The organism is Rossellomorea sp. GQ25, assembly GCF_059758515.1.
This window is the reverse complement of sequence record NZ_JCAXEQ010000001.1, coordinates 170,768-192,285: the sequence shown is the minus strand read 5'-3', so window position 1 is coordinate 192,285 and position 21,518 is coordinate 170,768. Positions and strand designations below refer to the sequence as shown.

Genomic DNA, 21,518 nt, shown 5'->3' with positions numbered 1-21,518 from the left:
AAGAATTTCTGAGCGCTTTTTGTTTCCATTTAATTCTCCCTTTCTTTCCAATGTTTTCGTTTATGGAAGTAAGCATAAATGACGATACAAATCGTCAACCATGCACCTCCCGCAGTGAATCCTCCAAGAATGTCACTTGGATAATGTACTCCTAAATACACTCTGCTAAGTCCTATCAGTAGTACCAGAAAGCTGATCACAATGACACTAGACCACTTATACCATTTATGATCTAATGCTCGAAACAATATGAATGCAAGGGTCCCGTAAAAAATAAAGGAACTCATGGAATGACCACTGGGAAAGCTATAACCGCCTTGCTCGATCAGTGCTTCAATATCAGGTCTTTCACGTTTGAAAATCCATTTTAGCAGCCAGTTAAACCCTGCCCCTGTTGTGATCGTAATCGCTACAAAAAGAGCGAGTGGATACTTTTTTAAAAACAGTAAGATGACAACCACACTGATGGCAATGATACTGATTCCTTTAATTCCACCTAAGAAAGTGATGAAAGTCATAAAGGTCGTTAACTTCGGTGAGATAAATCCTCTTACTATCTCAAAGACACCATTGTCAAATTGTGCAATTTCATTTTCTTTCCACTCTTCGACAATCGTGACGAATCCCCATGTAAATGCAATCAAACAAATGACCGATAGTGCAACCAATACTCCTTGTTTTATATGCTTCTCCTCCAAAACTTGTCCCTCTCTTCACTCACGACTTACGTTCTATTGAGCTTTTTTCTTTGAAGTCGTTTTCTTTTTCGTTTGCTTCTTCGTCTTTTTCGGTTTGGATGAATCAATGGAGGCTTGAAGTGCCGCCATTAAATCTGTCACATTTTCTCTTGGCTCTTTTTCTTTCGCTGTTACGATCTTTTCCCCGGTTTGCTTCGATTCAATCAATTGACTTAAGCGTTCACGGTACTGATCTTTATAGTTCTCCGGTTGAAATTCAGTGGTTAATTGATCAATCAGCATCGTCGCTGTTTCTAATTCTTTATTCGTTATTTCATCTTCTTCTGGAACATTCGGTACATCACCGGTACCTCTTACTTCATCTGGATAATGAATGGTTTCCATTACGAGAGTATTTTCATACACCCGAACAATGGAGAGTTGTTCTTTCGACCTCATCGTGATTTTTGCGATACCTACTTTTCCTGATTCCAGAAGAGCTTTTCGTAATAATGAATAAGCTTTTTTCCCTCCATCATTAGGTGAAACGAAATAACTTCGATCAAAGAATATCGGGTCGATTTCCTCCATTTTGATAAAGTCTACTATTTCCACAGCTTTATCCCCGTTTGCTTCCTTCAATTCCTTCAATTCCTCTTCTTCAAGAACGACAAATTTCCCTTTCGTTACTTCATAGCCTTTAACGATGTCATCATGGTCGATTTCTTTTTCACAAGCTGGACATACTTTTTCATATTTAATCGGTGTATGACACTCTTTATGAAGTGAACGAAGCTTTATATCACGATCTTCTGTAGCAGAATGAAGTTTAATGGGGATGTTCACCAGTCCAAAACTGATTGAGCCTTTCCAAATCGTATGCATATATTAATACCCTCCTTCACATAAACTAATCCCTTACCATTATCATTTAGTTGTCCGATACTCTTCATTCCCTTAAACATTTGGAAATAAATAAACACTCATTGGTCACACTAATACTAAAAATCAGGTGAATAGATATGAAACCGATGCTTCCTACCTTATATGATGAACTCCCTGAAAATGAGGACTGGCTTTATGAAGTGAAATATGATGGATTTCGCGGAATTCTCTACGTTCATTCTAAGAATCAGATAAGCCTTCAAAGTCGAAACGGGAAGGAATTGCTTCCACACTTCCCGGAAATTGCAGAACAGATCAAAACTTTACTCAGTGAAATAGACTTACCTACCCCTTTCATTTTGGATGGGGAGGTTGCCCTATTACGCTCTTCCTGCAGCAGTGAATTCTTTGAATTGCAGGTAAGGGGCAGAATGCGCAATAAACAGAAAATTAATCATGCCGCAGCCGAGAGACCCGTTAAATTTCTGGCATTCGATTTACTTGAGTATGGTAAGAAATCATTTGCCCCCGAACCTTACCTTATAAGAAAAGAAAAATTGAAAGAGGTTTTTACTTTTCTTCAATTGCCATTAGAACCTACCCCTTCTCTCCCATCTTCCCTTCAAATGGTTCCCTATTTCAAGGATCGTCGAGAAATATGGGAACTTGTGGAAAAAGAGGAAGGTGAGGGTGTTGTCGCTAAGAGGAAGAATAGTAAGTGGGAAGCGGGTAAACGAAGTACGAGTTGGGTAAAAACCAAGAATTGGAAACGCTGTCACTGTTTCATCACTGCGCTGGATGAAACGAACGATTACTTTCACATTAGCGTTTTCGATAACGAAAAGATTATGCCTATTGGCTTATTTCACTTTGGTCTTTCTCCTGACGAGAAAAAAACATTAAAAGCAATGATTAAAAAGAATAGTACGAAGAATAAGAATTCCCTTTATTACATAGACCCGGCTATAACTGTAGAAATTTCATATTTGAATTGGTATGAGGGTCAACTGAGAGAACCACATTTTCATCGATTTCTATTCTCCATTGCTCCAGAAACCTGTACAATGGAGCAATTCAAGCTGGACGAAGCATCCCTTCCACTTGGGGTTGAAATCACACATCCAGATAAGGAATTGTTTCAGAAAGTCTCAATGACAAAGCTTGATTACGTTCGGTACCTTCGGAAGATGTCCGTCGCTATTTTGCCTTTCTTGCAGGATAGGCCATTGACTTGTATTCGTTTCCCACACGGGATCTTTGGTGAATCATTTTATCAAAAAAATACGCCTGATTATGCCCCTTCATTTATTGAAACGTACAAGGAGGACAACATCGACTATACGGTATGCAATAACCTGGAGACATTGATTTGGCTTGGAAATCAGCTTGCATTAGAATTTCACGTGCCTTTCCAAAGGACGAAGGATACATCTGTCAACGAAGTGGTCTTTGACTTAGATCCACCCAGCAGGAATCAATTCTCCCTGGCGGTTAAAGCGGCTTCCATTATGAAAGAACTATTCGACCGACTAAACCTGCATAGTTTTGTGAAAACGTCAGGAAATAAGGGACTGCAAGTGTATATTCCCATACCACCGGGATACACATGGAAGGACACCGGCATGTTTACTGAATTCATTGCACACTACCTTGTTACCAATTATCCTGAGGATTTTACGATCGAGCGTTTAAAAAAGAACCGAAATGGCAAGTTATACGTGGACTACATTCAGCATGGGGAAGGAAAAACCATCATTGCGCCTTATTCCTTAAGGGGGAATGAAGATGCTTTAGTCGCGACTCCCCTCTGGTGGTATGAAGTAAATGAGGACCTTCATCCAGAACACTTTACAATAGATGTTGTTTTGCAGAGGTTCCAGCAGATGGGTTGTCCCTTTACTAAATTCGAATGGGTAAAAGACCTCCAGCCATTTGATAACGTGATTCAGTTTTTGAAACAGCAATCCAACGACAAAAAAAAGAGTGTCCCAAAAGCTTAGCTTTTTGGGACACTCTCGGCCTGAGCTTACACAAGCTCAGGCTTTTTATTCGTTTAGGCACTCCTAAATACTTTACTATCAACAATTGATTTGGCATGATGTTGAAGCAGTTCGTACGTTCCTTCTTCAGTGAAATCCTGTCTGGAAGTCTCACGATAATCTTCAGGATGTGTGATAGACAATTCAATTTGGGCCTGGTAGAGATATGTTGCATTCCCGATCAATTCCATATTGTATCGCCCTTCACCTAATTGGTTCACCACGACACGTACTTTTCCACCATTATTATATACATCTATTTCCTTGCCAAACTCATTCTGATTGAGCAAACATGTAACAAGACTAGAAGCAGACATAGCCGTTCCACAGGCATTTGTAAAGCCTACTCCTCTTTCAAAGGTACGAACATAAATCGCACCTTTTTCTAATGGATGAACAAAACTTACGTTGACTCCATCAGGAAAGAGATTATTGGGACCATTTACTGTTTCAGCAATCGTCTTCTGTTCATTCGAAAGAATATGTTCTGTGCTTACAACACTAATTAGATGAGGATTGGGGACCGCTAGTGCAGTAAACGATAATCGATCTGAAATTTCAGGAATATTCTCGTCCACTAACCCCTCACGATCCATATTCATCGGCAATTTATCCAATTCAAATAATACAGGTGAAATTTCAACATTATACGTCGGTATATTTTCATATATAGCCTCTTGAGCTGAAACACGCAGATCCGCTTTCATCGTCTGAATCACAATCGTCGTTTTGTCGAGAAGCTCACACACATAGCGACCTACACAACGAAGACCATTCCCGCACATGGATGCTTCAGATCCATCTGCATTGAATACCCTCATTTGTGCATCGCAATGTTCACTTGAAAGCACAAATAGAATTCCATCCGCTCCAATACCCGACTTTCGATCACATAGTGCAAGGGCAAGATTTTGCCTTGCTTCTTCAGTAAATTCGTATCCATTCGTCATTTCATCAATAAGTAAAAAGTCATTTCCAGAGCCATGACATTTAATTAGATTCAAGTTCATCGTGAATCCCTCCACGGTAATTTACTAGTAAACTATTCTTAATAGTCTTAGCTTGCCACAAACAAGCTCTTTTCGCAATCATCTCAACTATATTATTTAAAGTAATCCTCATCGTGTGACTTGTAGAAACTTAAAAGTTGAATTTCTTCGGCCATTTAGAGACAATGGGATGGGTGATGATCATGAAAGATGAGTATACATTTCGGTTTCAAGTTCAAAAGGTAGAAGAAGCGTGTGACGAATTCCATTCCCGGGATGTAACTGTATTGGCCCAAGTTCTGAATGACAAAAAAGACCTTGTACATGAAGGTCTCTTTCGTGTGCGTTTCAATCAAATCGGCATCTATCCTTTTCCTAGAGATGTAGCCCGACAAATAGCTTCTAAGCATCTCCAGCGATTACTTCTGATTGAATTGAAGAGATATATAAAACCCCAAAGAAAATATCTGACTCCAGGGGAATATAAACCTGTTTGGTAACTAACTAATCTCTGCAATTTCATGATGTAAGAAGTCTCGTGTCCATTTACATGATGTTTAATAGCATTCCATAACATCTCCTTTGTTTAACTTCAGTTCGGCCATTTTTATTTCGATCGCTGCCCAGTCAGCTTTTTCAAGCAAAATAACCAGCTCCAGAATGTCTTTGAACTCGTTTGAGGCACCGGTTAGTGCATTGTAGATTTCATCATTCAATGGTAATTCATTCAGGATTACTTCAATTGGCATAGATAATATAGTTTCCATTAATGAAAACAACCCCGTAAGGAAATAGCTCGACTTCATTGAACCACGATTGTGCTTCTCTGCCAGCAACTCACACTTTTTTGCCCTCGTTAAAGATAATGTAATAACTTCGTTTTCCAATATACTCCTTTCACCAACTTGTTCCCTCACAGCTAAAACATAAATCCATCGTTTAATTTCCAGAACCTCCACGACAATTTCCTTGGGATTCAAGTAGGTAGGGACTCTCTTTAAAAGATTTTCTGTGAAATTGATGAAGCATGGCTTACCTGCGGACTAGCTTTCAAGACCAATATTTAAATAGCTGTTAATAATGAAATCTGCCGTGGCCTGGTCTCCATCTATATTCGGACATATTCATTTCATTGTTTCGGTAAAGTAGCTCATAAGCTGCGGTTTCTCCATTCCGATCAAAAACTCGCTACAAACACTTCCACTATACTCACCCCTGCTGATTTCCTGATATATGTATAAAAATAGTTCGAAAGTTTCATTAATTTCTATAATAATCCCAAGAAATATGTGGAAAGTCCACGGAATTCGGTAGTAGTTGTAAGGACAAAAAAACTCAAGCAGACATGTCATCAACTACGATTTCAATCGTAATGATGAGCAACTCCACTTGAGTTCTTTACCGCTTTAATGAATCGAATGAACAAAGAAGTTCATAAGGAACAATGCAGCAATGATATATAGAGGAATAGATACTTCTCTCGCTTTACCTGTAGCCAATTTTAAAATTGGATAAAGAATAAAACCGATGGCAATCCCATCTGCGATACTGTACGTAAATGGAATCATCGCAATGATGAAAATGGCAGGAAATGCCTCTGTTAAATCGCGAAGATCCATATGTCGTATATTTTGAATCATTAAGCCGCCAATGATAATGAGGATTGGAGCAATAGCATGATCTGGAATCCACTTTAAATACGGAATAAACAACACAGATCCCAAGAATAATACTCCAGTAGTCAAACTCGTTAATCCCGTACGACCACCTGCTGTCATGGCTGCAGCACTTTCTACAGTAGAAACCGTCGGACTCGTTCCAAAGAATCCTGATGTAAAGGCAGAAAACGCATTCGCCTGGAAGGCTTTAGAGTATTTATGAGGTTGATCGATCATATCCGTATGTCCATGAACGAGACCGATGTTTTCAAATACCAGCACCATCGTGACAGAAAAAACCGCAATCCAAAACGGAATCTCCAAAATGGCACTAAAGGATATTTGACCGAAAACCTGACTGTATTCACTTAATTGAAAGGAACTGGACTGAATCGATGGTTCGATCCCAAAGATGAACCCCAGCATGGTTCCAAAAGCAATACTCCATAAAAATTGACCTTTCACATTTCGAACAAACAAAAATATCGTCACCAGGAAAGTCAGCACCGTAGCTAACACCTTTAATTCCCCAAAATCACCAATCATGATGATGGCACTCTCTCCTCTTTGGATAAGACCGCCTTTTTCTAGACCGATAAACATTAGAAACATCCCTAATCCTACAGTGATGGCTTCCTTTAATGTTTTGGGTATGGCTTCCGATAATACTTTTGAAAGCTTTGTAAATGCAATGATCATAAAGAGTATTCCTGAAATCACTACTACAGCTAGAGCTTCCTGCCACGTTAAACCGGATGATTTTACGAGAGTAAACGTAAACATCGCATTAATGCCCATTCCTGGAACCAGAAGAATTGGTGCATTTGCCCAAAAGGCCATCACCAAACACCCAACGAAGGAGGCAAGAATAGTTGCCATAACCGCTCCTTCAAATGGAATTCCAGCTTCAGAAAGAATTAATGCATTCACAGCGATGATGTACACAATCGTGAAATAACCGATTGCTCCAGCCATTATCTCCTGCTTCATCGTGGTACCGTGATTCTTTAACTGAAAAATACCTCCACGTGCTTTCATATAATCTTCCTATAAAACTGCCCTCTCCCTACCCGCTCCTCCCTAAATAAGGGGAGCCACAAAATACTATTCTAGCAAAAGGTCTGACGTTTGCCAATATGTATTTTGTTGGGTACAGGCAGCAGGATTTTTGTTTGCCCATGAGGAATCCGGCCGAAAAGTGAAAAAATCCAGCCGTTATCGAGAATTATCCACCCAGCCGAAATCACCAGAAATCCAGCCGTTTTGGAGAATAATCAAGCCGATTTACAAATAACCCCACATACTCTACTCCCCCGCCATGACCACTCCCGCTAAAAAAGCACCCCCGATAGGTCCTTCCCTCAAAAAAAAAAAAAACAAGCCTCCTACACAGGAGGCTTGGAAATCCCTATTTTACTTATCAATCTCACGAATCAGATTAGCCATTTCGATGGCTGATACTGCTGCTTCCCATCCTTTGTTTCCTGCTTTTGTGCCGGCTCTTTCGATTGCCTGTTCGATTGTGTCGGTTGTTAAGACTCCAAAGATGACGGGTACATCTTCCTGCAGGCTAAGATTGGCCACTCCTTTTGCAACCTCTCCGCTTACGTATTCAAAATGAGCGGTTGCTCCGCGGATGACCGTTCCAAGTGTAACAACAGCATCATATTTCCCTGAACGGGCAAGTTTTTTAGCGATCATAGGAATTTCAAATGCCCCTGGAACCCAAGTGACAGATACATTTCCTTCTTCTACACCATGGCGCTTTAATGCATCTTCCGCCCCACCTAAAAGCTTGGACGTAATGAATTCGTTAAAACGGGAAACGACAATCGCAACCCTTAATCCTGATCCGACTAAATTACCTTCATAAATTGTTTTCATTGTATATTCCTCCTACTAGTTGTGATTAAAATTTCAGCAAGTGACCCAGCTTAGCATGCTTTGTTTTCATATACTTTTCGTTTTCAAATTTGGCTGGCAATTGAATCGGTACACGATCTACAATCTCTAATCCATATCCTTTAATGCCGGCAATTTTCCTGGGGTTATTGGTAAGTAAACGAATTCTTTTGATGCTGAGATCTCTTAGTATCTGGGCTCCGATTCCATACTCCCGTAAGTCAGCCCCAAAGCCCAATTTGTAATTGGCTTCAACCGTATCGTAGCCCTGTTCCTGAAGCTTATAAGCTTTCAATTTGTTGATCAGGCCAATTCCACGGCCTTCCTGCCTCATATAGAGAAGTACACCTTTTCCTTCTTCTTCAATTTGAGTCAGTGCTGTGGCAAGCTGCGGTCCACAGTCACAGCGATTGGAACCGAAAACATCTCCCGTCAGGCATTCAGAGTGAACGCGAACGAGCACATCTTCATCCTCGGACCATTGCCCTTTCACAAGTGCGATATGTTCTTTTCCTGTAAGGTTTTCTGTGTAGGCAACTGCCTTGAAGTTTCCGAATTCGGTTGGAAGTTCAATTTCCACTTCCCTCGTTACAAGCTTTTCTTTTTTGCGTCTGTATCGAATCAGATCTTCAATGGAGATGATCTTAAGATCCCATTTATCTGCTAGTTTCATCAATTCAGGTACTCTTGCCATCGTGCCGTCTTCATTCATGATTTCACAAATGACGCCTGATGGATGTGCACCTGACAGAACAGCCAAATCGATGGCAGCTTCTGTGTGTCCTGCGCGTTTTAGTACTCCACCTTTTTTGGCGACAAGTGGAAATACGTGACCAGGTCTTTTAAAGTCCTCGGGCATTGAGACCGGGTTCAATAATTCCTGTATGGTGGTCGATCTCTCAAATGCACTAATTCCAGTAGTTGCGGATTTATGATCGACAGAAATGGTAAAGGCCGTTCCATGAGGATCCGTATTTGACATCGTCATCGGTGCAAGCTTTAGTTTTTGTGCAATCTCCTCTGTTATCGGGGCACAAATTAATCCTCTTCCTTCTTTAGCCATAAAATTAATGACTTCAGGAGTCGCTTTATCCGCAAGGGCAATAAAGTCTCCCTCATTCTCACGGTTTTCATCATCTACTACGATGACGACTTTACCTGCGTGTAAATCTTCCAGAGCTTCTTCAATCTTATTAAACATGGGGCAACCCCTCCCTATTAGTCAGCAAAACCATTTTGACTTAAAAATTCATAGTTGATACGGCTTGAAGTACTCTTAGACTGTTCCTTTGCTTCATAGAAGCGATGAAAATATTTCGCCATTACATCACATTCAATGTTAACACGGTCCCCTACTTTTTTCTCGCCAAGAACCGTGTCCCCTCTCGTTTGTGGGATCAACGAAATCGTAATCGCATTACTTTTCACACCAAAAACAGTAAGGGAAGTGCCGTCTATTGCGACAGAACCCTTCATGATAAACAAGTGGCTCTGATTTTCCGGTATGGAAATGTCCATATACCAGGCATTTTCAACTTTCTCTATTCTAACGATCGTCCCTACTCCATCGACATGCCCATTAACGAAATGCCCGCCGAAACGACCGTTTGCAGCCATTGCCCTCTCCAGGTTCACTTTAGAACCATGGGATAGGTTTCGCAGCGTTGTCCCTTCAAAGGTTTCAGGCATTACATCCACTTGAAATTGCCTGGAGCTGAATGAAGTGACGGTTAAACAGACACCATTCACACTGATGCTATCTCCAATGTGAACGTCTTCCAGAACGCGGTCCGCTGTTATTGTCAGTTCCATAGATGAGGAGGATTTTTTCATGCGTTCAATTGAGCCAATTTCTTCAATGATTCCAGTAAACATCCTTTCTCCTCCTTTCAAAAAAGGTTAACACTTAGGCAAAGCAACAATTTTAATGTCCTTGCCTACTCGTTCAAGGCTGCTAATCTCCATTTCAAGACCTTCTGCAATGGTCGGGAATCCCTCCCCTCCAAAACTGGTGAAGGCAGAGCTTCCCCCTACAAGCTTAGGAGACATATACATAATCAATTCCTGAAAGGCTTTTTCCTTTAAAAAGGAGGAGTGAATAGTAGATCCACCTTCTACATAAAGGGATCCGATATTCCGTGCACCCAGTTCTTTTAATACTGTGTGAATGTCTATCCTTTCCTCTGAAAGGGTGATGATTTCACAGCCTGATTCCAAAAAGGGCTGCTTCTGTTCTTCATTGACAGAATTGCCCGTGAAGATGAGCGTCCTACTTTCCAAGTCTTCCACTACATGAGAGTGGAGGGGTGTTCGTAAAAAGGTATCTAAAATAACTCGAATGGGGTTTTTTCCACCTTGGGGCAAACGGGTGGTAAGGTGTGGGTTGTCTTGAATAACGGTATTGACTCCTACTAATATCGCGTCATGCCGGTGACGATCATAGTGGACATCTGTGCGTGAAGCTTCTGACGTAATCCACTTGCTATTTCCTGAAGATGAAGCTGTTTTCCCGTCTAATGTAACAGCTGTCTTAAGGGTTACATAAGGCGTGCCGTATTGAATGAAATGGAAGAAGTGCTTGTTTAACTCGAGTGCTTCTTCTTCAAGCTCTCCGACCATTACTTTTATGCCTGCATCCTTCAACTGTTGGATTCCTCTTCCCGCGACAAGGGGATTTGGATCTGTGCTGGCAATGTAGACTCGCCTCACTCCGCTTGAAATCAGCAGCTGTGAACAGGGAGGTGTTTTCCCGTAATGAGAACAAGGTTCCAGCGTGACATAGACGTCACTTCCCTTCGCTTTGTCTCCTGCCATCTTAATGGCATGGACCTCTGCGTGACCTTCTCCTGCTTTAAGGTGCGCACCCATCCCAACGACTTCTCCATTTTTCACCACAACAGCTCCAACAGCAGGATTGGGTGATGTTTGACCTCGGGTTGCGTTTGCCATTGAGAGGGCAAGATTCATATATGGTGAATGGTTCAAACACTTTACCTCCCTTCTTTTTTCACTATTATTCAAAAATAAATAAACCCCAAGTAAGTTTTTACTTGGGGGAAGTTGGCATGACTGAATAAAGTATTCACATGATTTCTTTTTTTGGAAACATAATCCCCATAAAAAAGGTAGACTTCTCGCGTCTGCATCAAGTAAATACTGCCGTTCCTTCTCCCATCCAGACTATCACTGTCGGCTTTGGAGTTACACCAAATCCACCGTCTAATTTTCATTAGCCGGGTCACGGACTAAGAGCATGCGCTCATCACCGCCGGTAGGGAATTTCACCCTGCCCCGAAGGATTACCTATTCGACTATTTTAGATTATCCTTGTTTTAACCCTGTTCTGTCAAGCATTCTGCTGAACACTTTCGGTTACTATCAGTTTAAATTTGTTCATTGTTGACCGATTCCGTCAACAATTCGTCAACAGTCATTACATAGTTTTCCCCGCTTGCTTTAAAACATTAAAATAAGTGTGGATTTGTGTAAGGAACATAACTTAGAGAACAATAGCTTGTATAGAGTATGAAATTCTTAATATTATTAGTACGTAATCAAATCAATTCAATATTAAGATATATAAAATTATGCATAGTGTTTGGCATATTTTAACCAAGCCTTTGATAAGTTACCACCTCTTCCGGGATATTCTTGGGTCTTAAAACATGACGGTAGCTTTTTTCTTAGCCCCTCCAAAATATAAGATCGGAGCACCTTGAAAATTACAAAATTTCAGGCAATATCTCCTTGTATTTCTCCACTTTTCTTTTTATTAATGGAAATGCCCCTTCCACCTATCTTCTGTTTGATGGAGATTCGTTGCTGCTTAGTCTTCATTAGGCACATCCTCAACAAAAACAGGAGTAACAGTCTCAACCTGCTGCTTGTCGGTCCACATGACATATCGCTTTCCTAAGAGTTCTGCTGCTTTAACACGCTCTTTCAGGAAAGTGTCCTTGTCCTCCAGCTGCTGGGCACCTTCCCCTATACCTACTGGAATCTGTTCGGTATGCTCTCCCCTCATTACAGATGTCAGGAATTGAAGGATTTCATCTTGTTCAGCTATCGACTCTTTTTTCAACTGTTCTAAACGTTCATCAATATAAGATTTCACGTTAGCTTTTGTTAGCAGCCTGCTTCCGGAGGCTCTTGCTGCTGAATCTTTCTTTACATTCGGGTAAGCCAACCGATATGACTCTGATATATTACCAGTTCTCACATATTCATCAGCAAAGCGTCTCTGTTTCTCTGTTAGTTTCATTGCACCTCACCTGCCACCTCCAGGTATTTATATCTGTTTTGCAAATAAGATAAACATCAATAATGCACATTAATATTAAACTTTTATTTTTCTTATGGTATATAAGAAATATTAATAAATTTTTCTTATCATTAATACATGATTCGTACCACAAAATACATATTTTTTATAAATAGACATACGCACAAGAACAAATGTATTAATTGAATATATTAATATTGTTCTAGCATCTAAGTATGTACCCATCATACTTTCAACCTACATGTAATAAACATGTAGGTTGTTTTTTTCTTTTATAATCAAGTAGCACAGTCCTTTTATTCTACTTCGCATAAAATATATAAGTTTTAGAATAGAGGAGGTGAGATTATGGGAATTTTTCTAGACGGTAGAACAAGTCAAAATGCTAGTTTAGCTAACAGTATGGCCACGCCAATCCTTGTAGGTACCGATTCTTTATTTGGTGTAGTTGGATTAGATGTTACACAAGCAGTTGGACAAATAAGAGTCGAGTTTAATGGAACTGTCGCTGTACAGTTACCAGTAGCCCCAATTGCAACTAGTGTAACTATTACTATTGTTAGAGGAACACAACAAACAGGATTAGTAACTGTATACACTGCAGAACAACAATTAAGTCTTGAAATCGCTGGTCCTCAATTAATAACATTTTCAGGTGCAAACTTTAACCCCCCCAAGCCAATAAGTGGACCATTAGTATATACCGCATTTATAAGTGCATCAGCACTAGGAGCAACCAGAGTAGGTCCAGAAAGCTTTAGCGCAATTGCAACTGCAGGATAATTCATATGGGACAAGCATGCCCCCCATTTTTTGGTGGGGCATTTTTAAGAGATTAAAAACAGACTACTATTTTTTCTAATTTCAATTTTCTTCTTTGCACGTTCCACATGATTCTGAAGAGTTGTCTTTTTAATTCCCATTAATTCTGCAGCACATTTATAAGACAACCCTTCAACCTTCACCATGAAATAAGCATCCTTCTCTCTTTTGGTCAAATCACAAATAGCATCTTCTATCATTCCTCTTTCATCTTCCGTTAGCTCTCTAAATTCATTATCAAACTTCTGTATTTTGATTCTGTCGAGAGTTTGAGGATTAATAGAGTAAATACCTTTCTTATCATTCCCGCGTCTTAAATCTGGATTTCTGCCCGTTTCTAGCCACTTAATAACAAACTCTAAATCTGTAATCATGGAAGAAATGATTGCTTTATCGATTTTTTCTTGTGTAGATAGATCATCGCAATCTAATTTAGTATGCATTTTTCTAGCATCCCTTAACGCCATTTTATATTCGTAGATCATCTTCAACATAGTTCATCCTCCTTTTATTTATAAACTCCACCTCGACCCCGTCTAAGAATTTTCATGTTACTTCCCATTAGAAAAGCCATATCTCGATCAGAAATCTTTTTGGATTGCTTTTTAACTGGTTTACGTTTTGTCGGCTTACTTTTACGAATCTTGTTTATCATCCATATGGTCCTTTTTCCATAGTTACAATTGTCCTTTGAAATCCTCATGACTCCATCCCCTTTCAGTTGCCGAATCTTAATTTCCGGGTAAATCAGTTGCAGAGAGTAAATCAATAAAAAAGGACACCAAACAAACGCTTATCGCGCTCATTCAGTGTCCCTGGTTGTTCCAGTAGACTTATTGCGTTATTGTTTCGTACTACGCCACAATAGACATCATAAATTGTATAAACTTTTTGTTCTTGGTTATGCTATTAACATAAAATTTAAGCGGTGATACATATGAACGAACTAGGAAAAAAAATTGATAAAGTTTCAAACCAGTTAACCGACTTAAGATGGGAGATTTGGACAAAGCATACATTATTCACATGGCAATGGTGGATGCTAGTAGCTATTTGCATATTGTTCCTCACATTATTATTTTTCCTTGTAAAGAGAGAGAAAGCTCTATCTACCATAGGGTATCTTGGAATTATATATATATTAAATAAAAATTTGGATGATGTAGCTACAGCAATGGATTGGTATGATTATAGAATACAACTAGAACCAATTATCCCTACAATGTTACCCGCAAATTTGTTTATAATTCCTATAGGGCTTAGTGTCTTATACCAACGATATGAGCGATGGAAGTCATTTTTAATCTCAATAAGTATTTTTGCAGGTATTGTCTCATATGTTGCACTTCCTTTTATGAAGTTTGTAAATATTTACATAGAAAAGGCTTGGAATGCAAACTGGTCATTTTTTAGTCTTGTTTTAATGTCTATAATTTCTAAAGTAATCATTGATCGTTTAAAGTTCAATTACAGATCAACTTAACTCAATTAATACATTAGCCAATTCCTTAAATAAAGTACATCTTGCGACTCCTCCAAAACAGGAGTCTTTTTTAGATATAGTTAATGCGCATTTTGTGTCTATAATTTATTTGAATAATTCAATTCGTAATGTGTCGGCTTATCAGACTGCCAAGAAATCTCTTGCTTTCCATAACCTTTAGGCGGGGTTTCGACTAATATAAGTTGGCCATCTTTTACGATATAGGTTGCATTTTTCATCAGATCAATTTCTACCTTCATTTTATCTGTATCTACCACTAGGACTCCCCCTCATGTTAAAATATGAGTGGGTGAGCTGAGGAGAAATCCTTGGCTTTTTTATTTTATATTCCAAAGCGTCTGTTTTAGAGTGAATATCTCTCCTTCACTACAAATGAGTCTTTACTTCATTGCAAAACTGGTTTATCATCATATTTGAGAGTTTTCAGAGCCACAACTGGGATAACCCCAGCGCTTTGGATCTCTCTTTTTATTTTTCACTCCATCTTTGTAAATGCACAATCACTTGAAATTCTTATGCATATATATAATATTGGGAAATGTCACAAAACCCTCTTTAGGGTAAAGGAGTCAACCTGGTCCGTTGATTCCTTTTTAATTTGTCAAAAAACCAGAACTTTTGTCGCAATACTTTCCAACCACACCCATATTCAGGCATAATGTTACATGAGGTGATTAATTTGGTGGAAGAGTTCGAACTTTTTTTGTTTATAAAACACTTAGGCGAATTGTTTGAAGAATATATTTTATGTCAATCACCTGACTTAAGAGATATCATCTTAGATGAAATTCAGTTTTTTGGTGAAATAATTAATACTTGAATCTGTTTTATTTTCTGTTCAAAGGAAGAAGATAACTCTTGCATAATATGAGTTATATCCGCAAACACCCAATTTTTTTCCGCACCTTACACACCGATTAGAGTAATAGCTTACTTTATGCCTTCCTTTAACTTTGCAAATTAAGCGACTAATGAGCTTCATACATTCCCTCCAAATAGTTGACCAATTATCACTCCGGCCATAATTACTGTGACAAGCTTCCAAAAAAGCTTCGCAATTTTTTCTGCTTCGTATTTTTCTTTGTAAGAGTCTCGTTGGTACCTGGCTTGCTTAAGTTTTTCAGTTAGAAAAACATTTGATTGCTCTTGATAGTTATTGACCTTGCTCACGAACGATCACCCCTATCTCATTCTGACCTTTGGAATCACATCGCCACCATGCTTCTTACACTCAAGTCCACATCGAGTCTGACAATGTTTGAATAGAGAGCAGCGCATACACGCTGCCACCCTATCCTCTTTTTTCATCCAAGACTTACGATCATCAGCAATGATGACCTGTGCCATTATGCGATGATTACTAGTTTCTTAGATTCAAACTCTTCTTCAAGGGCTGCTAATAGGTAATCCTTAATATTTTTCATAGCCTGCACCTTCCAGGCTCCGCCGTCTGCTTCAAACAACGCGCATCGAGGGCCGTTTTGCATCCGGAAGATGAAATTACTTTCTGGTTGTTCCACCTCTACAAACGTTCTGAATGGCATCAGGGCAACTGGGTTTGGCACTTCGACTTGTCCCACTGTGGCAACCCCCACTTTAGCAGTTACCGATTGGCTGACGCCGTTATCTCCTACCGTGCGGACATCTTCTTCCTTGATGTTTCCGACTACCTTCAGCATGATATCTCGGTCCTCATTTTGAACGAATACAGATTGTAACTTGATATTAAATTCTTCAGCCTCGTACCAACGTTCGAAGGTGTAACTAGGAATCATCGCATCTGCCTGGATCAAAGCTTTTCGGTTAAAGTCTCTGTTAAAGGAGCTGAATATTGAAACGCGAGTCGGTGATTCGACGTGGATCATCAGCTGTTCTTGACCGTCAAATTCTGACTGCAGGTATTCCACAAGACCCGAAAGGTTTCTCACTTCGATTGTAGTGGCATTTTAACTGAAGAAGAATTCAAAAAAGAAAAAGAGAAAATATTAAATTCTTAGTTTAGGAGTGAAATGATGTCAGAAGTAAAAAAACAAGTTTATGAGGCTATTATTATAGTAATATTAATTATTCTTGGCCTTATAGCAACCATTTCTTCAATCATATTTCCTAAGAGCATTATTGGGTGGTTAATATTCTCCCTTGGTACATATCAATTCATTCAAAAAAAACGTGGGAAGAAAACATTTAAAAGACCTATGTTGATTGTTTCTACTGGTCTGATCTTGTCGTTTGCAGGTTGTGTGATGACACCGAATGAAGATAAAGATACTACTACCAGAGTAGCTTCTGAGTCTGAAACTAAAGAAGAAACTACTCAATCAAAAAAAGAAGTAGAAAATGAACTGGTAGCAGCCAAAGCTGAAGAAGAAAAAAAGGAAAAAGAAGAGGAAGAAAAAGCAAAAGCCCAAGAAAAGAAAAAAGCTGAAGAGGCTAAAAAAGTACAGCAATTCGGTGTTCTTTCAAAAGTAACTCGTGTTGTAGACGGCGATACTATTGAAGTGAATTACAAAGGAACTGAAGAAGAAGTAAGGTTACTTTTGGTGGACACTCCTGAAACAGTACACCCTAGTAAGCCAGTCCAGCCTTTTAGGAAGGATGCATCGGACTTTGTTAAAGAAACACTATCCGGAAAAGAAGTTCGAATTAAAGTGGGAACTGAAGAAAGAGATAAATATGGACGATTACTTGCTTATGTATTTTTAGGAGAAGAAACAATACAGGAGCTATTACTTCGAAATGGTTTAGCTAAAACCGCCTATTTGTATAACGATCTTACAATGTTAGATGAGTTCCATAAAGAACAAGATATCGCAAGGAATAAAGGAATCGGTGTTTGGTCAATTGAAGGTGATGCTCATGTAGATGACGATGATGGATTTCACCATGAGGAAGAAGTTGTTGTTGCTGCTGAACCAGAACCTCAGCCTGAGCCCCAATCACCAAGTATAAACACAAATGTACCTGATAAAGACTGTGGAGACTTCTCAACCTAATCTGAGGCACAGGCATTTATGGAAGCTTCAGGTCCGAGTGACCCTCATCGATTAGATGGAAATGATAATGATGGATTAGCTTGTGAAAGTTTAGCAGGATAAAGCCCTAAAGAATATGGGCTTTTCTTTCGAAATAAAAACAGAACATACATTCGATAAGTGGCGTTTCTAATGCAATATCAAACATCCTTGTTAGAGGATTGGATCCAAGATTTTTATCCTCATCTTGGTATATACCATCCTCGTCAACTTGATTTTATGGAGATAGCAGCAAGACTGGGAATTTATGTACATTTTCAAAGGTTCGGCAGCCGTATATACGACGGTGAAATAATAATAGACGAACGACTCACTGATCAGGAACAATGGCAAGAATTTGCTCATGAACTATGCCACTTATACTTACAGTATGGAAACCAAATAGCAATGAACAAGGAGTTCTTATCATTGCAGGAAGCACAAGCAGAAAACTTCGCTTTGCACTTTTGCATCCCTACCTTCATGCTTCTAAGATATGAGATTAGCAACTTCTTAGATGTCGAAGCTGGAGTACCGTTTATTGCAAAGGAATTTGGAGTCACTGAAGAATTTGCACGTGAGAGACTAAGAAAATTCAAGCGTAAGATCCTCCAAGCAAAATCGGACGAACAGCATCGAAAATATATGGACTCCATGTATCCAAAAGCTGGACCCTATTCCGAGGAAACCAATGCGACTTTGGACAAGCTACAACAGATTATTAATAAAAGAACAGGAGTGTCTTAATTATGCCGCAACAAAGACTATATAAAGAATATATAAATGGAAACCTTGTCCCCTACTGGGACGTTCTTACCTTGCAACCAGGTGAAATTAATTGGGATGATGACTATTTTTTCTTTGAGCCAATTGCCCCATTTGAACATCTTAAAAGGTGTGAATTTGATGATTCAATTATAAGTACGTCAATATATATGAGGGATTTTATAAGGCGATCGGACTCCCCTCACTTATTGGGAATCAATTTAATTAGAGTGAAAGAACGGATTCAACTATTGGGTATTGATCCTTTTTTAGTGCAACAGTTTATTGTTTGTTCTGAGGATTTAAATGAGGTGCTGCAGCTGCTTCCGAATGAAAGAACAAAATCATTTATGTTGATGAGGTGATAACGTGGCAAGTGTTCAAAAAAGAGGCGATAATTCATTTTTGTTAGTTGTTGAAAGTGGGTATGATTCAAAGGGTCGTCGACTTAGAAAGACAAAGACGATACGAATCCAGGACCAGGCTTTATTGAAAACCACTAAAAGGTTGAATGACTATCTTCAGTCTGAATTGATTAAGTTTAAATTGGAAGTAGAATCAGGTGCCTATATCTCTCCAGATAAGATGAAATTAGAACAATTTATCGAAGAATGGGAAACTAAATTTGCTATTAAAAACTTGGGAGAAAAAACCCTATATGAACAAGTATCTTTAGCAAGAAATCATTTAATCCCCTCAATTGGCCATTTGAGATTAGATCAAATAAAGACTATCCATATAATTAATTACTTGGATAATTTAACATCAGAAAATAGCAGAAAAGATGGTAAAACTGGTGGTCTTTCAGATTCAACTATTTATCAAATTGATAAAGTATTAAGAAGTATCTTCAATCGAGCAGAAGAATGGCAACTTATAAAAGAAAGTCCAATGAAAAAAATTAAAAGACCTCGACCTCGCATAAAGAAGAAAGAAATGAATTATCTTGATGAACAAGAATCAATTAGACTAATTGACTCACTACAAAAGATAAATTAGACTTGGAGGATATATTTTTTAACGGCCATGATTGGAGGATTGCGCCGTGGCGAAATCATTTCATTAGAATGGCCGGATTTGGACTTTGAGAATAACCTCATTCACGTTAATAAAAATATACCTATGTTCAAGAACAAGCAGCCAGTTATAAAAGATACAAAATCGGGGTCTGCAAGATTCGTCTCAATGCCATCCTGGTATATGGCTGATCTAAAAGAGTATCATCATGAATGGAAAAAAGATAAGCTTGCTATGGGTGAATTGTGGGAAGGTGGAGAAAGACAATTTATCTTTCATGGTGGAGTAGGTATTCCCTTCTACCCTCAAACTGCTACAGGTGAATGGCAGAAGTTCAAAAAGAAATTTGGGTTTGAAGGTATTCGATTACACGACCTTCGTCACACCATGATTACGCTTCTCATTGAGGAAGGAGTAAACATAAAAGCGATCCAAGAACGAGCTGGTCATTCGAGTTCACGAATTACTACGGACGTCTATGGACACATCACAAAAAAGGTACGTGATATGACTGCTGAGAAGTTTGAAAAATTCAAACCGTCAACAATTCGTCAACAAGCTGAAAAATAGCATTCCTCCCCTTCTCCGAAATCCTTTATATATCAAGGTTTTATAAGCAATATATAAAGGGGCAAGGTGTTTTCTTTTCACCCTGCCCCGAAGGAAACCTATTCGATTATCATTATTCTATCATAGTTTCCTAAATAAAATCATGTATGGAGCTCTAAATTTATTTTTGCACTAATTTTTTTAATATAATATTTGAGACGATTCTCTGGTCCGACTGCAACCATTAAGCAGATTTCCAAGCTGGAAGAGTGACAAGGGTAAAAAAATGCCTCTACTTAATAGAAGCATCCTTCAAATACTATGCTAATTGCTTTCTGCATTCTTCCGCACATTCAAAACAGGCTTTAGCGCAGTCCTTACAATGCTGCTGGTCATGAGAATTACATTCTGTTCCACACGCCTCACAGATTTCTGCGCAAAGAACCAGAATTTGTTGAACAAATTTACTGCTTCGCTGCATGGCATTAATGGCATAGGAACAAATATCAGCACATTCCCTGTCCAGCTCTATGCACACCATCATCGCTTTTTCTTCCTTAAGGGATGCATGATAGCATACATTACATGCTTCCAGACATCGTTTCAAAGCCGTTAAACATGGTTTGTAATCAGCATTCATCATCTCACCTCCACAAATGTTCCTTTTTAGCGTACCCAAATGGGGAAAAAGGATTACGATGCGGTAAGAAAATAATCACTGTCTACATACCATAAGAAAATAAGTAACCAATCCAGTTCTTCGCTATATGTTTCATAAAATGAAACATAACTATGATGATAGTCGAAGAGGTTTTGAACACTTTGGGGAAGATATCCTTTTTGTAAGGATAAATAATTTTTTTTATTATAATTCAAGATCCATCGTTTGTTTCCTTTATAAATGATAATCGTGTCACCCTCGTCACTTCGCCATTCGATAGCAGTAGAGCTCTGATATTTCAAGTGAAAGACCCTTCCCGCCCCACACTGATCGATTTTCATGGATCTGCTCCATTTAAAAACTGCCATCGGGTGTTTATTTTTCCGGTGAAGCATGTAATGTTTTGGGTTATTGATCAAGGACGTTCTTTGAATGAAGTATTCTGACCATCCATTTGTTTTTAAGTAATAGAAACCTTCTTTCGTCTGAACCCCGATTAATGCATGCCGGGAAACAGGGATCTCCTCATAAAATAGTCGATTCGCTTTCTTTAGTTCCTTCTTCATACTAAAGCTGAGATATAGATTTGAAAAAGCAGGTATAAAGATTAACAGGGGAAAATAATATAATTGTTGAGTCACCATCAGCATTCCTACACCTATAAGAAAATACATGATACTGCGATAAAGCAACGTATATTGTTCACTTTTGTAGATTTGATAGAGGTTCATGAAATGCTCGTCCTTTCAAGGAATCT

24 protein-coding genes, 1 pseudogene and 1 riboswitch are annotated in these 21,518 nt (G+C 38.9%); of the genes and pseudogenes, 9 read left to right on the top strand and 16 right to left on the bottom strand.

The window, feature by feature from the left end; all coding sequences use genetic code 11:
• Nucleotides 1–29: 29 nt before the first annotated feature.
• A complete protein-coding gene (locus tag AC6CIB_RS01060) occupies nt 30–698 on the bottom strand; it encodes a phosphatase PAP2 family protein (RefSeq protein WP_498277467.1) in 669 nt (222 codons plus the stop codon).
• Between the two features lie 33 nt (nt 699–731).
• On the bottom strand, nt 732–1,562 hold the full coding sequence (ku, locus tag AC6CIB_RS01055; RefSeq protein WP_498277465.1) for a non-homologous end joining protein Ku: 831 nt from the start codon (nt 1,560–1,562) through the stop codon (nt 732–734).
• Between the two features lie 137 nt (nt 1,563–1,699).
• Here ku and AC6CIB_RS01050 point away from each other — a divergent pair, with 137 nt between their 5' ends.
• Entirely contained in the window at nt 1,700–3,562 is a 1,863-nt protein-coding gene (locus AC6CIB_RS01050) for a DNA ligase D (protein ID WP_498277463.1), read from the top strand.
• Between the two features lie 53 nt (nt 3,563–3,615).
• Here the strand turns inward: AC6CIB_RS01050 and dapF are convergent, their stop codons facing one another.
• A complete protein-coding gene (dapF, locus tag AC6CIB_RS01045) occupies nt 3,616–4,611 on the bottom strand; it encodes a diaminopimelate epimerase (RefSeq protein ID WP_498277461.1) in 996 nt (331 codons plus the stop codon).
• Nucleotides 4,612–4,793: 182 nt separating this feature from the next.
• Here dapF and AC6CIB_RS01040 point away from each other — a divergent pair, with 182 nt between their 5' ends.
• On the top strand, nt 4,794–5,090 hold the full coding sequence (locus tag AC6CIB_RS01040; RefSeq protein WP_498277460.1) for a hypothetical protein: 297 nt from the start codon (nt 4,794–4,796) through the stop codon (nt 5,088–5,090).
• A gap of 57 nt (nt 5,091–5,147) precedes the next feature.
• On the opposite strand, the gene AC6CIB_RS01035 is transcribed toward AC6CIB_RS01040, so the two are convergent.
• The 7 genes from AC6CIB_RS01035 to AC6CIB_RS01005 form a co-directional block, all read right to left on the bottom strand.
• Nucleotides 5,148–5,570, bottom strand: coding sequence for a hypothetical protein (locus tag AC6CIB_RS01035; protein ID WP_498277458.1), 423 nt, complete (start codon nt 5,568–5,570; stop codon nt 5,148–5,150).
• A gap of 426 nt (nt 5,571–5,996) precedes the next feature.
• Nucleotides 5,997–7,286 carry an NCS2 family permease gene (locus AC6CIB_RS01030; protein ID WP_498277457.1) on the bottom strand — a complete coding sequence of 430 codons (1,290 nt, stop codon included), beginning with the start codon at nt 7,284–7,286 and terminating at the stop codon, nt 5,997–5,999.
• 375 nt (nt 7,287–7,661) lie between these two features.
• Nucleotides 7,662–8,132: a 6,7-dimethyl-8-ribityllumazine synthase gene (gene ribH, locus AC6CIB_RS01025; RefSeq protein WP_044336602.1), complete on the bottom strand. Its 471-nt coding sequence runs from the start codon at nt 8,130–8,132 to the stop codon at nt 7,662–7,664.
• Between the two features lie 25 nt (nt 8,133–8,157).
• Nucleotides 8,158–9,351: a bifunctional 3,4-dihydroxy-2-butanone-4-phosphate synthase/GTP cyclohydrolase II gene (locus AC6CIB_RS01020; protein ID WP_498277455.1), complete on the bottom strand. Its 1,194-nt coding sequence runs from the start codon at nt 9,349–9,351 to the stop codon at nt 8,158–8,160.
• A 17-nt stretch (nt 9,352–9,368) separates the two neighbouring features.
• Nucleotides 9,369–10,025, bottom strand: a complete 657-nt coding sequence (gene ribE / locus AC6CIB_RS01015) for a riboflavin synthase (protein ID WP_498277454.1) — start codon at nt 10,023–10,025, stop codon at nt 9,369–9,371.
• Between the two features lie 24 nt (nt 10,026–10,049).
• On the bottom strand, nt 10,050–11,117 hold the full coding sequence (gene ribD / locus AC6CIB_RS01010; RefSeq protein WP_498278600.1) for a bifunctional diaminohydroxyphosphoribosylaminopyrimidine deaminase/5-amino-6-(5-phosphoribosylamino)uracil reductase RibD: 1,068 nt from the start codon (nt 11,115–11,117) through the stop codon (nt 10,050–10,052).
• Nucleotides 11,118–11,309: 192 nt separating this feature from the next.
• Nucleotides 11,310–11,453: riboswitch (FMN riboswitch) on the bottom strand.
• A 523-nt stretch (nt 11,454–11,976) separates the two neighbouring features.
• Nucleotides 11,977–12,411, bottom strand: a complete 435-nt coding sequence (locus AC6CIB_RS01005) for a terminase small subunit (RefSeq protein ID WP_498277453.1) — start codon at nt 12,409–12,411, stop codon at nt 11,977–11,979.
• A gap of 369 nt (nt 12,412–12,780) precedes the next feature.
• Between AC6CIB_RS01005 and AC6CIB_RS01000 the strand changes: the two genes are divergently transcribed.
• Nucleotides 12,781–13,215 carry a hypothetical protein gene (locus AC6CIB_RS01000; RefSeq protein ID WP_498277452.1) on the top strand — a complete coding sequence of 145 codons (435 nt, stop codon included), beginning with the start codon at nt 12,781–12,783 and terminating at the stop codon, nt 13,213–13,215.
• Nucleotides 13,216–13,259: 44 nt separating this feature from the next.
• Here the strand turns inward: AC6CIB_RS01000 and AC6CIB_RS00995 are convergent, their stop codons facing one another.
• Complete coding sequence (locus tag AC6CIB_RS00995; RefSeq protein WP_498277451.1) at nt 13,260–13,748, bottom strand: sigma factor-like helix-turn-helix DNA-binding protein; 489 nt, start codon at nt 13,746–13,748, stop codon at nt 13,260–13,262.
• Between the two features lie 443 nt (nt 13,749–14,191).
• On the opposite strand from AC6CIB_RS00995, the gene AC6CIB_RS00990 reads away from it, so the two are divergent.
• Nucleotides 14,192–14,737 (top strand): CBO0543 family protein, encoded by a 546-nt coding sequence (locus AC6CIB_RS00990; protein WP_498277450.1) that lies wholly within the window; start codon nt 14,192–14,194, stop codon nt 14,735–14,737.
• A gap of 98 nt (nt 14,738–14,835) precedes the next feature.
• Here AC6CIB_RS00990 and AC6CIB_RS00985 read toward each other — a convergent pair whose 3' ends face one another.
• The 3 genes and pseudogenes from AC6CIB_RS00985 to AC6CIB_RS00975 all read right to left on the bottom strand — a co-directional run.
• A complete protein-coding gene (locus AC6CIB_RS00985; RefSeq protein WP_498277449.1) occupies nt 14,836–15,015 on the bottom strand; it encodes a DUF3954 domain-containing protein in 180 nt (59 codons plus the stop codon).
• 721 nt (nt 15,016–15,736) lie between these two features.
• Nucleotides 15,737–15,928: a hypothetical protein gene (locus AC6CIB_RS00980; protein ID WP_498277448.1), complete on the bottom strand. Its 192-nt coding sequence runs from the start codon at nt 15,926–15,928 to the stop codon at nt 15,737–15,739.
• A gap of 176 nt (nt 15,929–16,104) precedes the next feature.
• A pseudogene (locus AC6CIB_RS00975) lies at nt 16,105–16,701 on the bottom strand (hypothetical protein); the annotation flags it as partial.
• Between the two features lie 69 nt (nt 16,702–16,770).
• On the opposite strand from AC6CIB_RS00975, the gene AC6CIB_RS00970 reads away from it, so the two are divergent.
• The 5 genes from AC6CIB_RS00970 (at nt 16,771) to AC6CIB_RS00950 (ending at nt 20,121) form a co-directional block, all read left to right on the top strand.
• Nucleotides 16,771–17,751 (top strand): thermonuclease family protein, encoded by a 981-nt coding sequence (locus tag AC6CIB_RS00970; protein WP_498277446.1) that lies wholly within the window; start codon nt 16,771–16,773, stop codon nt 17,749–17,751.
• Nucleotides 17,752–17,922: 171 nt separating this feature from the next.
• Nucleotides 17,923–18,516 carry an ImmA/IrrE family metallo-endopeptidase gene (locus AC6CIB_RS00965; RefSeq protein WP_498277444.1) on the top strand — a complete coding sequence of 198 codons (594 nt, stop codon included), beginning with the start codon at nt 17,923–17,925 and terminating at the stop codon, nt 18,514–18,516.
• Between the two features lie 2 nt (nt 18,517–18,518).
• A complete protein-coding gene (locus AC6CIB_RS00960) occupies nt 18,519–18,899 on the top strand; it encodes a hypothetical protein (RefSeq protein ID WP_498277443.1) in 381 nt (126 codons plus the stop codon).
• Nucleotides 18,900–18,903: 4 nt separating this feature from the next.
• Nucleotides 18,904–19,533 carry a tyrosine-type recombinase/integrase gene (locus AC6CIB_RS00955; protein ID WP_498277442.1) on the top strand — a complete coding sequence of 210 codons (630 nt, stop codon included), beginning with the start codon at nt 18,904–18,906 and terminating at the stop codon, nt 19,531–19,533.
• A 9-nt stretch (nt 19,534–19,542) separates the two neighbouring features.
• Entirely contained in the window at nt 19,543–20,121 is a 579-nt protein-coding gene (locus AC6CIB_RS00950) for a site-specific integrase (protein ID WP_498278598.1), read from the top strand.
• A gap of 298 nt (nt 20,122–20,419) precedes the next feature.
• On the opposite strand, the gene AC6CIB_RS00945 is transcribed toward AC6CIB_RS00950, so the two are convergent.
• On the bottom strand, nt 20,420–20,740 hold the full coding sequence (locus tag AC6CIB_RS00945) for a four-helix bundle copper-binding protein (RefSeq protein ID WP_498277441.1): 321 nt from the start codon (nt 20,738–20,740) through the stop codon (nt 20,420–20,422).
• A 53-nt stretch (nt 20,741–20,793) separates the two neighbouring features.
• Nucleotides 20,794–21,492, bottom strand: coding sequence for a hypothetical protein (locus AC6CIB_RS00940; RefSeq protein WP_498277439.1), 699 nt, complete (start codon nt 21,490–21,492; stop codon nt 20,794–20,796).
• Between the last annotated feature and the right edge of the window lie 26 nt (nt 21,493–21,518).

Bases quoted from the DNA above. Each gene is read 5' to 3' on its own strand.
- ku (WP_498277465.1), bottom strand. From the start codon at position 1,562: ATGCATACGATTTGGAAAGGCTCAATCAGTTTTGGACTGGTGAACATC.
- AC6CIB_RS01050 (WP_498277463.1), top strand. From the start codon at position 1,700: ATGAAACCGATGCTTCCTACCTTATATGATGAACTCCCTGAAAATGAG.
- dapF (WP_498277461.1), bottom strand. From the start codon at position 4,611: ATGAACTTGAATCTAATTAAATGTCATGGCTCTGGAAATGACTTTTTA.
- AC6CIB_RS01040 (WP_498277460.1), top strand. From the start codon at position 4,794: ATGAAAGATGAGTATACATTTCGGTTTCAAGTTCAAAAGGTAGAAGAA.
- AC6CIB_RS01030 (WP_498277457.1), bottom strand. From the start codon at position 7,286: ATGAAAGCACGTGGAGGTATTTTTCAGTTAAAGAATCACGGTACCACG.
- ribH (WP_044336602.1), bottom strand. From the start codon at position 8,132: ATGAAAACAATTTATGAAGGTAATTTAGTCGGATCAGGATTAAGGGTT.
- AC6CIB_RS01020 (WP_498277455.1), bottom strand. From the start codon at position 9,351: ATGTTTAATAAGATTGAAGAAGCTCTGGAAGATTTACACGCAGGTAAA.
- ribE (WP_498277454.1), bottom strand. From the start codon at position 10,025: ATGTTTACTGGAATCATTGAAGAAATTGGCTCAATTGAACGCATGAAA.
- ribD (WP_498278600.1), bottom strand. From the start codon at position 11,117: ATGAATCTTGCCCTCTCAATGGCAAACGCAACCCGAGGTCAAACATCA.
- AC6CIB_RS01005 (WP_498277453.1), bottom strand. From the start codon at position 12,411: ATGAAACTAACAGAGAAACAGAGACGCTTTGCTGATGAATATGTGAGA.
- AC6CIB_RS01000 (WP_498277452.1), top strand. From the start codon at position 12,781: ATGGGAATTTTTCTAGACGGTAGAACAAGTCAAAATGCTAGTTTAGCT.
- AC6CIB_RS00995 (WP_498277451.1), bottom strand. From the start codon at position 13,748: ATGTTGAAGATGATCTACGAATATAAAATGGCGTTAAGGGATGCTAGA.
- AC6CIB_RS00990 (WP_498277450.1), top strand. From the start codon at position 14,192: ATGAACGAACTAGGAAAAAAAATTGATAAAGTTTCAAACCAGTTAACC.
- AC6CIB_RS00970 (WP_498277446.1), top strand. From the start codon at position 16,771: ATGTCAGAAGTAAAAAAACAAGTTTATGAGGCTATTATTATAGTAATA.
- AC6CIB_RS00965 (WP_498277444.1), top strand. From the start codon at position 17,923: ATGCAATATCAAACATCCTTGTTAGAGGATTGGATCCAAGATTTTTAT.
- AC6CIB_RS00960 (WP_498277443.1), top strand. From the start codon at position 18,519: ATGCCGCAACAAAGACTATATAAAGAATATATAAATGGAAACCTTGTC.
- AC6CIB_RS00945 (WP_498277441.1), bottom strand. From the start codon at position 20,740: ATGAATGCTGATTACAAACCATGTTTAACGGCTTTGAAACGATGTCTG.
- AC6CIB_RS00940 (WP_498277439.1), bottom strand. From the start codon at position 21,492: ATGAACCTCTATCAAATCTACAAAAGTGAACAATATACGTTGCTTTAT.